Here is a 12,373-nt window from a genome sequence, read left to right on the forward strand (position 1 = left end):
CGTTCAGCAGGCCGGCGGTGCCGAGGCTCGAGTTGTTGCGGAAGGCGAGCGGGTCGAGGTAGTCGTCGTCGACCCGCCGGTAGATCACGTCGACCCGCTTGGGCCCGCGCGTGGTGCGCATGTAGACGAAGCTGTCGCGCACGAACAGGTCCTGGCCTTCGACCAGCTCCACGCCCATCTGCTGCGCGAGGAAGGCGTGCTCGAAGTAGGCGCTGTTGTACATGCCCGGGGTCAGCACCACCACGGTGGGTTCGTCGGTGGTCGGCGGCGCCGAGGCGCGCAGCGTCTCGAGCAGCAGGTCCGGGTAGTGCATCACCGGCGCCACCTTGTAGGCGCTGAACAGGTCGGGGAAGAGCCGCATCATCATCTTGCGGTCTTCCAGCATGTAGCTCACGCCGCTGGGCACGCGCAGGTTGTCTTCCAGCACGTAGTACTCGGCCTCGCCCTTGCCGTTGGGGGCCCGGACGATGTCGATGCCGGCGATGTGCGAGTAGATGTTGTTCGGCACGTTCACGCCCACCATCTCGCGGCGGAACTGCGCGTTGCCGGTGATCTGCGCCAGCGGCAGCACGCCGGCCTTGACGATCTCCTGCTCGTGGTAGACGTCGTGGATGAAGCGATTGAGCGCGGTCACCCGCTGCACCAGGCCCTTTTCCATCATCCGCCATTCCGCCGCCGGGATGATGCGCGGGATGAGGTCGAAGGGAATCAGGCGCTCGGTGCCCGAGCCGTCCTCGTCCTTCGCGCCGTAGACGGCAAAGGTGATGCCGACGCGGCGGAAGATCATCTCCGCCTCTTCGCGCCGCGAGCGCATCATCTCGTCCGGCTGCCGGCCCAGCCAGTCGGCGTAGGTGCGATAGTGGTCACGCACGCCCTGCCCCTGGACCTGCGACATCCCGCCCATCGACTGGCCCTGGAACTGCAGCGCGCCGCTATCGGGAACCTGGGCGAACATCTCGTCGAATTTCTGCATGGGTGCGCTTTCTTCGGGAGACAGGATAGCAAGTTCCCGGCCATTGGAGGGCCAGCGCGGATGCTGGCTATGCACCAAGCTTGTAGTCGGGCGCCGCAAGATGGTGCCAATAGCGGGGCTCGACCTTCCGCTCGCACCGCACCAAGGCCGGCACGCGCGAGTCCCAGGCGGCGGCGCCGCAGGCGGGGGAGGCCGTCACGGCGATACCGCGTGCCAGATAGCGCGCCACCACGTCCGGCGCCGGATGGCCGAAGCGGTTGCGGTAGCCCGCCTGCACCAGCGCCTGAGAGGGCCGCACCGCATCCAGGAAGGCGGCAGTCGACGACGTGCGGCTGCCGTGGTGGGGCACCAGCAGCAGGTCGGCGCGTAGCCGCTCCGGGCTCGCGGCCAGCGTGGCCTCCTGCGCCTTTTCGATGTCGCCCACCAGCAGCACGCGAGCGTGCGCGTTGGCGATGCGCAGCACGCAACTGAGGGCGTTGGGCTTGGCCGGTCGCTCGTAGTCGGCGGCCTGGGGATGCAGCACCTCGAAGCGCACGCCGTCCCATTCCCAGGACTGGCCGGCGACGCAGCGCTCGGACGGGCGCAGCGTCTGCAGCGGATGGCCCGCCTCCAGCGAACTGAGAAGGCGCGCCTGGCGCTGCATGCCCAGCACGGCCGCCGCACCGCCGGTGTGGTCGCTGTCGCGGTGGCTCAGCACCAGCAGGTCGATGCTTTCATCGAGCGCGCGCAGCAGCGGCACCAGCACGCGCTGGCCGGCATCGGTCTCGCGGCTGTAGCCGGGCCCGGCGTCGTAGACCAGGGCATGGGTGGCGGTGCGCACCAGCACCGCGTTGCCCTGGCCGATGTCGGCGGCCAGCAACTCGAACTCGCCGGGCGGCGGCCGCGGCGCCTGCCACAGCAGCACCGGCAGCAGCAAGGGCACGCCGAGCGCGCGCACGGTCCACGGCAGGCGCATCGCGAGCAGCAGCCCGCCCACCATGCCGGCCGCCGCGGCCCACAGGGGCGGAGCCGGCGCCGACCAGGTTGCGAACGGCAGCGCGGCCAGCCAGCCCAGGAAGAGGGCCAGCCCTTGGACGGCCGCGGCTGCCAGGGTCCATGCCGGCCCGAACAGCACGCCGGCGAGCCCCAGCGGTGTGACCACCAGCGTGACCCAGGGAATCGCAAGCAGGTTGGCCAGCAGGCCCACCAGCGACACCTGGTTGAACAGCAACAACGTCAACGGCGTCAATGCCAGGGTGACGATGCCCTGCTCCCGCAGCATGGCGCCGACCGCCGCGCGCAAGCGCTGGGGCCAGCGTCGCTCCTCGCCCGCCGCGGCCGGTGCGTGCGCGGGCCCGCTGGCAAACAGCACGCCGACGGCCACGAAGCTGAGCCAGAAGCCCGCCTGAGTGAGCGCCCAGGGATCCACCGCCACGACCGTGGCGCACGCCAGCAGCCACACCCAGGGCCACGGCCACTCGCGCGCACCCAGGCGCAGCAGGCCGACCACCGCCAGCATCAACACCGTGCGTTGCGAAGGCACGCCCCAGCCGCTGAACACTGCATAGGCCGTGGCCAGCAGCACGCCGCCGACGCGCGCGGCGTGCTGCGCGGGCCATGCCAGGCAAAGGCGCACGCTGCGGCGCCAGAGCAGCCCCACCAGCGCGCCTGCGGCCCACGCGAACATCGTGATGTGCAATCCCGAGATGCTCATCAGATGGGCAACCCCGGTGGCGCGGTACACGTCCCAGTCGGCGCGCTCGATCGCTCCCTGGTCGCCCACTACCAGCGCCGCGATCACGCCCGCCAGGCGCGGATCCGGCACCTGCGCGTAGATGGCATCGCGCACCGCGTGGCGCGCCTGTTCCACCGGCTTGGCCCAGGTCACGGCCAGCCGCCGCGGCGGCGGGTCGCGCGGTCCCGCGCGCACGTAGCCGGTCGCCTGCAGCCCCTGTTCCCACAGCCACAGTTCATAGTCGAAGCCGTGCGGATTGACGTTGCCGTGGGGCGCCTTCAGGCGCACGGCCAATTGCCAGCGCTCGCCCGGGCGCAGGTCGGCTGGCTGGCGTTGCGCCCCCGGGCCGGCGCCCGGCCTGCCCTCGTCCACGTACCAGCCGAGCAGCAAGGCCGGCGGCACGACGACCGCGCTATCACCCAGCCGCGCCGACTCGGGCTCGAAGCGAAAACGCAGGCCGCCTTCGTTGCGATGCGGCATCGCGGCCACGAGGCCCGTGACGAGCAGGTCGCGTCCCTCGATCGCCGGGGCCAGCGCAGTCTCGGTATACGACGCAGCACGCCAGCCGGTGAGCGCGAACCACAGCACCGTGCTCGTCACCAGCAGCGCCACGCCCCGGGCGCTCCCGGGGCGCAGCCGCAGCACCAGCAGCAGGCAGGACAAGGCCAGCAGTGCGCCCGCCAGGTAGACCGCCAGCGGCCACAGCCCGGGCTGCTGCAACTGCGCGCTTGCTCCCAGCACCACGCCCAGCAGGACGGGTGCGATCGCTGTCCCGGACGGTGCGGCGGCACGCTTGCTCACCCGCGTTCAACGCGCGGCGGGGCCGGGGGCCCTCCTGCACTTGGAGGAAGCGCCTCAGGCGAGCGTCAGCGCTTCGAGCCGGCCGGCGATGTCGGCCAGCGGCGCGACCTCGCGCACGCCGCCCGCGGCGATCGCCTGGCGCGGCATGCCGAAGACGACGCAGCTCGCCTCGTCCTGGGCGATCGTGTAGGCACCGGCCTGGCTCATTTCCAGCATCGCCTCGGCGCCGTCACCACCCATGCCGGTGAGCATCACGCCCACCGCCTTGCTGCCGGCGCAGCGCGCGATCGAGCGGAACAGCGTGTCCACCGAAGGCCGGTGGCGATTGACCGGCGCGTCGTCGGTCACGCGCAGGCAGTAGCCGGCGCCGCGGCGGGCCAGCACGAGGTGGCGCCCGCCCGGCGCGATGTAGGCGACACCGGCGCGCACCACCTCGTTGTCCTCGGCCTGCTTGACGTGGATGCGGCACAGCGTGTCGAGGCGGCGCGCGAAGGTGTCGGTGAAGCCCGGCGGCATGTGCTGCGCGATCACGATCGGCGGCATGTGCGCCGGCAGCGGCGCCAGCAGGTCGCGCAGCGCCTCGACGCCGCCGGTGGAAGCGCCGATGCCGATCACGCGCTGCGGCGCGCCGGCCACCGGCGCCGGCAGCGGCGCACTGATCTTGACCTTCGCTGCCGCGGCCGGCGCCGCGGGTGCGGCCCGCACCCGGCGCACGATCCGCGCACTGGCCGCGGCGCGGATCTTCTCGGCGATCTCCTGCGCCGTCGCCTCCAGGCCGTCGAAGTTCGCCGGCTTGGGAAAGAAGTCGACCGCCCCCAGTTCCAGCGCGCGCATGGTCGTCTCCGCGCCCTCGCGCGTGAGCGAGGAGATCATGATCACCGGCAGCGGCCGCACCGCCATCAGGTTGCGCAGGAAATCGAGCCCGTTCATGCGCGGCATCTCGACATCCAGCGTGATCACGTCGGGCGGGTTGCGGCGGATGCGCTCGATGGCCAGCAGCGGATCGGGCGAGGCGCCCAGCAGCTCCATGTCCGGCTGCGCCGTGACCACGCGCCCGAGGAAGGCGCGCATCACCGCCGAATCGTCGACGACCAGGACGCGGATCATCGCGGCGCCGAGAACATCTCGACCTCGCCGCCGCCCTTGCCCGCCAGCCCCTTGAGGTATTCGCGCTCGCGCCGCTGCACCGGCTCGGCCGGTGCCATCGGCAGGCGCTTGACCTGCACCTTGCCGCTGTCGACGAAGAAGTGCACCTTGCGCGGGCAGACATCCAGCAGGTCCTGCGCCAGCACGCGGACGCCTTCGACGCGCAGGAACTCCAGCACGAACTCCGAATTCTTGGCGCCGACATCGAGCCGGTCGAACCCCGCCAGCAGCTGCGCGCCGCCGAACACCTTCGCCACCATGCGGCGGCGGTCGGCGCCGAGGCGGATCATCTCGTTGATCAGCACTTCCATCGCGTAGACGCCGAAGCGCGCCAACGCGGCCCAGGGCGAGCCGGGGCTGGCACCGTCGCCGGGCAGCATGAAGTGGTTCATGCCGCCGATGCGCTCCGCGGGGTCCCACAGGCAGGTGGACACGCACGAGCCGAGCACGGTGGTGATCGCGCCCTGGCGGCCGGCGTGGTACTGGCCGGGCAGGATCTTGACGGCTTCGACCTGGAACTCCCGGTCGAAGTACTGCAGGGGGACCGAGGTTGCGTTCAAAGCGGACTTCCTAGGTTCGCTCGTACGCGGTGCGGCCGCACGAACGGAAGCCCGGGTGCGCCGCGGGGAAGCTCTCGGAGTGGCCCACCATCAGGAGGCCGCCCGGCACCAGCAGGTCCGCGAAGCGCGCGAGCAGCTTCTTCTGGAATTCCCGGTCGAAGTAGATCACCACGTTGCGGCAGAAGATCACGTCGTAGCGCTGCTGCGCCGGCCACACGGGCGACTGCAGATTGAGCTGGCCGAAGCGCACCAGCGAGCGCAGTTCGGACCGCACGGTCACCAGGCCTTCGTTGCTGCCGGCGCCGCGCAGGAAGTGGCGGCGCAGCCGCTCCGGCGGCAGCGACGTCGTGCGCTCCATGCGGTAGATGGCCGCCTGCGCGGTGGCCAGCACTTCGGTGTCGATGTCGGTGCCCAGCACCTCGCCGGCGCAGCCCGCCTCGCGCAGCACCATCGCGATCGACCATGCCTCCTCGCCCGTGGAACAGGCGCTGCTCCAGCAGCGCAGCGGCGCGCCGCGCTCCTGCGCCCGGCGCTGCGCGTGTTCATGCAGCAGCTCGAAGTGATGCGGCTCGCGGAAGAACGCCGTGAGGTTGGTCGTGAGCGCATTCACGAAGGCCTCGCGTTCGTCCGAGCCTTCGCGCTGCACCAGCTCGAGGTACTCGCCGAAATTGCCGACGCGGCGCGTGCGCAGGCGGCGCAACAGGCGGTTGTAGACCATGTTGCGCTTTTGCAGGGTCAGCTTGATGCCGGCGTAATCGGCGATCAGCTGGCGCACCGTGGCGAAGTCCCCGTCGTTCAACAGGGTCGCCGCATCCCCCGCCAGCAGGGGATCGCTCGTCAGCGCGAAGGAGCCGGGCACTGCTGCCATGGCGCGCCTCAGAACTCCTTCCACTCGCCGCGGGCGGCGAGCTTCTCGGCGGGCGCACGCAGCGCCGCGGCAAAGCCGGTGGGCAGCTTGGCGGCCCTCGGCTTCACCACGATGGGGCCGATCGAAGCGGCGGCGATGGCGGGCGCGCTCTCGCGCGCCGGCGTCGGGCGCAGCGGCGGGTGCTCGTCGTCTTCGCCGAGCTTGAAGCGTCCCACCATCTGCAGCAGGTTGGCGGCCTGGCCCTTCATGGACTCGGTCGCGGCGGCGGCCTCTTCCACCAGCGAAGCGTTCTGCTGCACCACCTGGTCCATCTGCGTGACGGCGGTGTTGATCTGCTGGATGCCGGCGTCCTGCTCCTCGCTGGCCGCGGCGATCTCGGCGATCAGGTCGCTCACCTTCTTCACCGAAGCGACGATCTCCTGCATCGTGCGGCCGGCGGCATCCACCAGCTTGGCGCCGTTGTCCACCTTGTTGACCGATTCGCCGATCAGCGTCTTGATCTCCTTGGCGGCGGCGGCACTGCGCTGCGCCAGGTTGCGCACTTCGGCGGCAACCACCGCGAAGCCGCGGCCCTGCTCGCCGGCGCGCGCCGCTTCCACCGCGGCGTTCAGCGCCAGGATGTTGGTCTGGAAGGCGATGCCGTCGATCACGCCGATGATGTCGGCGATCTTGCGCGAGGACTCGGAGATGCCGTTCATGGTGCTCACCACCTCGCCCACCACCTGGCCGCCCTTGCGCGCGACCTCGGAGGCGCCGACCGCCAGCTGGCTCGCCTGCCGCGCGTTCTGCGCGTTGAGCGAGACGGTGGAAGTCAGTTCCTCCATCGAGCTGGCGGTTTCCTCCAGCGTGCTGGCCTGTTCCTCGGTGCGCTGCGAGAGGTCCTGGTTGCCCTGGGCGATCTGCGCGCTGGTGTCGGCCACCATGTGCGAGCCGTTGGCCACTTCGCTCACCAGCTGGCGCAGGTTCATGGCCATCGAGGACAAGGCGCGCAGGAGGTCGGCGGTCTCGTCGCTGCCGCGCACGTGCACGGCTACGCTCAGGTCGCCGTGCGCGATCTGGTCGGCGGTGGCAATGGCGTCGTGCAGCGGCCGCACGATGGCGCGGCTCAGGATGAACGCGATCGCCAGCGAGGACACCACGGCGGCGGCCAGGATGGCCAGCAGCACGCCCATGGCGGCGCGCGCCGCGGCGGCGGCCGCTTCATAGCTGTCGGCGCCGATCTTCTTTTCCAGCGCGACCAGCGCGCTCAGGTCCTTCAGCACGGACAGGTATTGCGCATCGGCCGCCTGCATCGACATCGCGCCGGTGGCGACGTCCATCGAGCTCATGTCGATCGCGTCGTCCACCATCTTGCGGTACTTGGTCAGCATCGGCTGGATGTCGCCCAGCAGCTTCTTCTCGGGGGCGCTCAGGCCCGGCTGCTTTTCGAGCGTCGACAGGTTGCGCACCAGGACCTCGATGCGCTGGTGCTGTTCGTCGCTCACCTTCTTGATCTGGTCTTCCTTGAGGTTGGCGATCCAGGTGAAGAGGCGGTACACGTTCGAGTGCACCTCGCTCAGGTCACCCGACGCCTCGGCCGCGATCTGCGAGGAGACCATGCGCACCCGCGCCAGGTCCTCGAGCGCGGCGTTCTGCCGGTTCAGCATCTGCCAGGACACCGCGCCCAAGGCGAGCAGGAACACGATGGCGACGGCCGGCGCCACCAGGATCTTGTGCCAGATTTTCATTTCTCGGTTTCCCTTTCCTGCCCCACGTACGCGTTCATGACTTCTCTCCTCGACGAATGGACTGCAGGAGGTCTTGCCTCGCTGCCCGTCGGCTGCAAAAAATGGTTCGGGTCCATCGCTTCAGCCATCAGCCGCCCCGCAGCAGCGACACCAGGCCCTTGCGCGGTTGCGGCCGGGCCGCGCGCGTGGGCACCTGGGCCTCCAGCCGGAAACGCGAGGCCACCTGCAGCAAGCCAGCGGCCTGCTCGCTCATGGTCTCGGTCGACTGCGTCGCCCGCTCCACCATCGAGGCATTGCGCTCCACGACGCGCTGCATCAGGCCCACGGCGGTGTTCACCTGGACGATGCCCATGCTCTGTTCCTGGCTCGCCTGCGCGATCTCGGCGATCAGCGCGCTCACCTTCTCCACCGACAACACCACGTCGACCATCGTGTGGCCCGCGGTATCGACCATGTTGCCGCCATCGATCACGCGCGCTGCCGCCGTCGCGATCAGGCCCTTGATCTCGCGCGCCGCCGTGGCGCTGCGCTGAGCGAGGCTGCGCACTTCGGCCGCGACCACGGCGAAGCCGCGGCCCTGGTCGCCGGCACGCGCTGCCTCCACCGCGGCATTGAGCGCCAGGATGTTGGTCTGGAAGGCGATGCCGTCGATCACGCCGATGATCTCGCCGATGCGGCGCGACGCGTCCGAAATCTCGTCCATCGTGCGCACGACCTGGTCCACCGCCTCGCCGCCGCGCCGCGCCACGGCGGCCGCGTCCGCCGCGAGCTTGCTGGCCTGGCGCGCGTGCTCGGCGTTCTGGCCCACGGTGGCCGTGAGCTGCTCGATCGAGCTCGCCGTCTCGTCCAGCGTGCTGGCCTGTTCCTCGGTGCGCTGCGACAGGTCGAGGTTGCCCTGCATCATCTGGCCGCTGGTCTGCGTGACCGTGTGCGCGCCCTGCACGACGTGGCCCAGCACGTTGCGCAGCATGTCCGTCATGTCGGCCAGCGCGGACATCAGCTGCGCGACTTCGTCGTTGCCGCCGGTACGCACCTTCACGGTGAGGTCGCCAGCAGCGACGCGCTTGGCAATCTTGGCCGCGATTCGCGCCGACCGCACGATGGCGACGGTGAGCGGGTAGCACAGGGCGAACCCCAACACCACCAGCGTGGCGGTCACGCCCAGCAACAGCACCTGCGCGGAGCGCGCCGCTTCCTGCAGCGCGTCGGGGTCCGGATGGCCGCGCGCCACATCGGCAACTTGCTGCAACTGGCAGGCGCCCAGCCACCCCAGCCCCGCCAGGGCTGCGAGCAACGCCAGGAAGGCGATGGTCAGGCGCGTGCGGATGGTGCCGCGCCGGAACAGGCCGGTGGCGGCGCGGTCGACGCCATGGGCCGCGTGGTGCGCCGGGGCAGGCCCGAGCTCGCCGTGGAGGAGGACGTCGACCGCGGCCATCTCAGTGCACCGCGCCGTCGACCAGCGCCATGTCGGCACCGGTCATGAGCTTCTCGATATCGAGCAGGATGATCATCTGGTCGTCGAGCGTGCCCAGGCCGGTGATGTACTTGGTGTCGAAGGTGGCGGAGGCGAATTCGGGCGTGGGCCGGATCGCGTCGCTGGCCAGGGTCAGCACGTCCGACACCGAGTCCACCACCACGCCCACCACGCGGCCGGCGACGTTGAGGATGATCACCACGGTGAACTCGTCGTAGCGCGCCTCGTTCAGGCGGAACTTGACGCGCAGGTCGAGGATGGGGACGATCACGCCGCGCAGGTTGATCACGCCCTTGATGAAGGCGGGCGCATTGGCGATCGCCGTCGGCGCCTCGAAGCCACGGATCTCCTGCACCTTCAGGATCTCGATGCCGTAGCTTTCCGCGCCCAGGCGGAAGGTCAGGAACTCGCTGGCCTGGGTGTCGACGACCGGTTTGCCGCTGGTGGCGGTGGTCGGCAGCGTTGCTTGCATGGATCTCTCTCCTTGTTCGAAATTCTGGCGGCCGACGCGGCTCAGCGCAGCATCGCCGCTGCGCGCCCGGACAGGCGCACCAGGTGCGCCACGTCCAGGATCAGGGCGACCGAGCCGTCGCCCATCACCGTGGCGCCGGACAGCCCGGGCACCCGGCGGAAATTGGTCTCGAGGCTCTTGACCACCACCTGCTGCTGGCCGACCAGTTCGTCCACCAGCAGGGCGGCCTTGGAGCCGTCGGTCTCGACGATCACGGCGATGCCGCCGCCATGTTCGCGCGGCTTTTGCGGCGGGAAGATGTGCGCCAGGTGCAGCACCGGCAGGTACTCCTCGCGCACGCGCAGCGTGTCGCCGTGACCGGGCAGCGTATGCAGCTCGTTGTTGCTCACGCTGAGCGATTCGACGACCGTGGCCAGCGGCAGCACGTAGGTTTCGGTGCCGATGGCCACCGTCATCGCTTCCATGATGGCCAGCGTCAGCGGCACGCTGACGGTCACGCGCGTGCCCTGCCCCGCGACCGAGCCGAGATCGACCGTGCCACCCAGCGCCTGGATGTTGCGCTTCACCACGTCCATGCCGACGCCGCGGCCGGACAGGTCGGTCACCTTTTCCGCGGTGGAGAAGCCGGCTTCGAAGATCAGCTGGAACACGTCGGCATCGGGCGCCTCGGGCGAGATGCCCATGCCGCGTTGCCTGGCACGGGCGAGGATCCGCTCGCGGTCCAGGCCGCGGCCGTCGTCGATCACCTCGATCACGATGTTGCCGCCACGCTGGCTGGCCTTGAGCGTCACCGTGCCGGCGGCCGGCTTGCCGGCGGCAATGCGGGCCTCGGGCAGTTCGAGGCCGTGGTCGATGGCATTGCGCACCAGGTGCATCAGCGGGTCGGAGATCTTCTCGATCAGCCCCCGATCGAGCTCGGTGCCCTCGCCCGCAAGCTTCAGTTCGACCTTCTTGCCCAGGCGGGCGGAGAGCTCGTGCACCACGCGCGGGAAGCGCTGGAACACGTTGGAGATCGGCAGCATGCGGATGGCAAGCACCGCCTCCTGCAGGTTGCGCGTGTGGCGCGAGAGATCGGCCAGGCCGGTGTTGGCGCTGTAGCGGCCTTCGCTGCCGGCTTCGGCCAGGGCGCCGGTACGCGCCAGCATCGCCTCGGTGATCACCAGTTCGCCGACCAGGTTGACCAGCAGGTCGATCTTCTCGGTGGAGACGCGGATGAAGGTGGCGTCCTGCGCGATCGGCAGCACGGGATCGTGCGCATCGCTGGCGACGGCGGCCACCGGCTGCGGCTGGCGCTGGCGGCGAAATTCCTCCGGGCTGACGAACAGGTCGACGTTGTCGGGCGCTTCCTGCGGCGGCAGCGACAACGCAGGAGCCGGCTGTGCTGCCTTGCGCTTGAACTCGGCCGGATCCACGAAGAATTCATCGCGTCCCTCGTCCGGGGACTGCGGCTGCTGCTTCTTCTTGCGGAACTCCGCCGGGTCGACGAAGAATTCGTCGATCTCCTCCGCGGTCGCGGCGCGCGCGACGGCGGCGGGCGCACTCGCCGGCGGCGGCACTGCGGACTGCGTGGCCACCACGCCCAGCGTCTCGATGGCGATCAGCTCCGGCGCCACCACCAGCGACAGCACGCTTTGCAGGTCGGCCGCGGCGCCTTGCAGCAGCACGTCGAAGCTCACGCTGCCGCCTTCGGTGTTGTCCACGATCGTGTCCTGCACCCCGCCCATTTCGGACAGGCCGGTGAGCATCATGTCCAGCTCGATCTCGTCGATCGCCTGCGCCAGCGGACCGAGCTTCACGCGGAAGTTGCGGGTGACCGGACCGGTCTGGCCCGCCCCTGCATCGCTGGCGGGCTGCGCCACGCGGTCGCGCAGCAGCGCTTCCACGGCGAGCGCGTCCGGCGCCTCCGGCAGCGAGCCGCGGCGGTGCAGCACCTGCAGGCGCAGCACGTCGCCCGCCTTGAGCATGGCATTGACGTCGTCGCCGGCTATGGGGCGCTCGCCCTTGCGCAGCAGGTCCAGCAGGTTTTCCTGCAGGTGGGTCAGCGCCGCGATCTCGTTGCAGCCCAGCATGGCGGCGCTGCCCTTGATCGAGTGCACCGCCCGGAAGATCGCGTTCAGGTCGTCGGGATGCGGCGCATCCGTGTCCATGCGCAGCAGGATGGCCTCGACGTTGGCCAGGTGCTCCTGCGCCTCCTCGAAGAAGATCGTGCGAAAGGCAAGCGGGTCGCCGAAGGCGTTGGCGGGCTGGAACATGGGGTACTTCTCCCGGTCCGCCGTCAGATGAACTTGCCGACGATGTCCAGCATGCGCTGCGGATCGAAGGGCTTGGCCATCCAGCCGGTGGCGCCGGCGTCGCGGCCTTTCTGTTTCAGCTCGGTGCTGGCCTCGGTGGACAGCACGATCAGCGCGACGGGGTCGTAATTGGGCAGCGCGCGCAGTTCGCGCACCAGGGTCACGCCGTCCATGCGCGGCATGTTGTGGTCGGTCACCACCAGGTCGAACACGCGCGCGCGGGCCAGCTCCAGCGCCTCCACCCCGTCGCCGGCCTCGGCCACTTCATAGCCGGCACCCTGCAGCACGGCGGCCACCATGGCGCGCATGGAGCGGGTGTCGTCCACCACCAGAATCGATTTGCTCAT

At 70.1% G+C, this 12,373-nt stretch carries 10 protein-coding genes; all 10 read right to left on the reverse strand.

What is annotated here, in order from left to right; translation table 11 throughout:
• A partial coding sequence (locus JWP60_RS13860; protein ID WP_299792199.1) for a circularly permuted type 2 ATP-grasp protein occupies window positions 1-973 on the reverse strand: 973 nt, incomplete at its 3' end.
• A 67-nt stretch (window positions 974-1,040) separates the two neighbouring features.
• A complete protein-coding gene (locus JWP60_RS13865) occupies window positions 1,041-3,488 on the reverse strand; it encodes a DNA internalization-related competence protein ComEC/Rec2 (protein WP_299792202.1) in 2,448 nt (815 codons plus the stop codon).
• A 54-nt stretch (window positions 3,489-3,542) separates the two neighbouring features.
• Window positions 3,543-4,595, reverse strand: a complete 1,053-nt coding sequence (locus tag JWP60_RS13870) for a chemotaxis response regulator protein-glutamate methylesterase (RefSeq protein WP_299792205.1) — start codon at window positions 4,593-4,595, stop codon at window positions 3,543-3,545.
• Complete coding sequence (gene cheD, locus JWP60_RS13875) at window positions 4,592-5,194, reverse strand: chemoreceptor glutamine deamidase CheD (RefSeq protein ID WP_299792208.1); 603 nt, start codon at window positions 5,192-5,194, stop codon at window positions 4,592-4,594. The genes JWP60_RS13870 and cheD overlap by 4 nt, the downstream gene beginning before the upstream one ends.
• A gap of 10 nt (window positions 5,195-5,204) precedes the next feature.
• Window positions 5,205-6,062 carry a CheR family methyltransferase gene (locus tag JWP60_RS13880; protein ID WP_299792210.1) on the reverse strand — a complete coding sequence of 286 codons (858 nt, stop codon included), beginning with the start codon at window positions 6,060-6,062 and terminating at the stop codon, window positions 5,205-5,207.
• An 8-nt stretch (window positions 6,063-6,070) separates the two neighbouring features.
• Complete coding sequence (locus JWP60_RS13885; protein ID WP_299792213.1) at window positions 6,071-7,789, reverse strand: methyl-accepting chemotaxis protein; 1,719 nt, start codon at window positions 7,787-7,789, stop codon at window positions 6,071-6,073.
• Window positions 7,790-7,916: 127 nt separating this feature from the next.
• Window positions 7,917-9,224: a methyl-accepting chemotaxis protein gene (locus JWP60_RS13890; protein WP_299792216.1), complete on the reverse strand. Its 1,308-nt coding sequence runs from the start codon at window positions 9,222-9,224 to the stop codon at window positions 7,917-7,919.
• A gap of 1 nt (window position 9,225) precedes the next feature.
• On the reverse strand, window positions 9,226-9,735 hold the full coding sequence (locus JWP60_RS13895) for a chemotaxis protein CheW (protein ID WP_299792218.1): 510 nt from the start codon (window positions 9,733-9,735) through the stop codon (window positions 9,226-9,228).
• A gap of 41 nt (window positions 9,736-9,776) precedes the next feature.
• Window positions 9,777-11,987 carry a chemotaxis protein CheA gene (locus JWP60_RS13900; RefSeq protein WP_299792221.1) on the reverse strand — a complete coding sequence of 737 codons (2,211 nt, stop codon included), beginning with the start codon at window positions 11,985-11,987 and terminating at the stop codon, window positions 9,777-9,779.
• A 23-nt stretch (window positions 11,988-12,010) separates the two neighbouring features.
• Window positions 12,011-12,373 carry a response regulator gene (locus tag JWP60_RS13905; RefSeq protein WP_299792224.1) on the reverse strand — a complete coding sequence of 121 codons (363 nt, stop codon included), beginning with the start codon at window positions 12,371-12,373 and terminating at the stop codon, window positions 12,011-12,013.

This window comes from Ramlibacter sp., from assembly GCF_028291745.1.
Lineage (GTDB): Bacteria > Pseudomonadota > Gammaproteobacteria > Burkholderiales > Burkholderiaceae_C > Ramlibacter.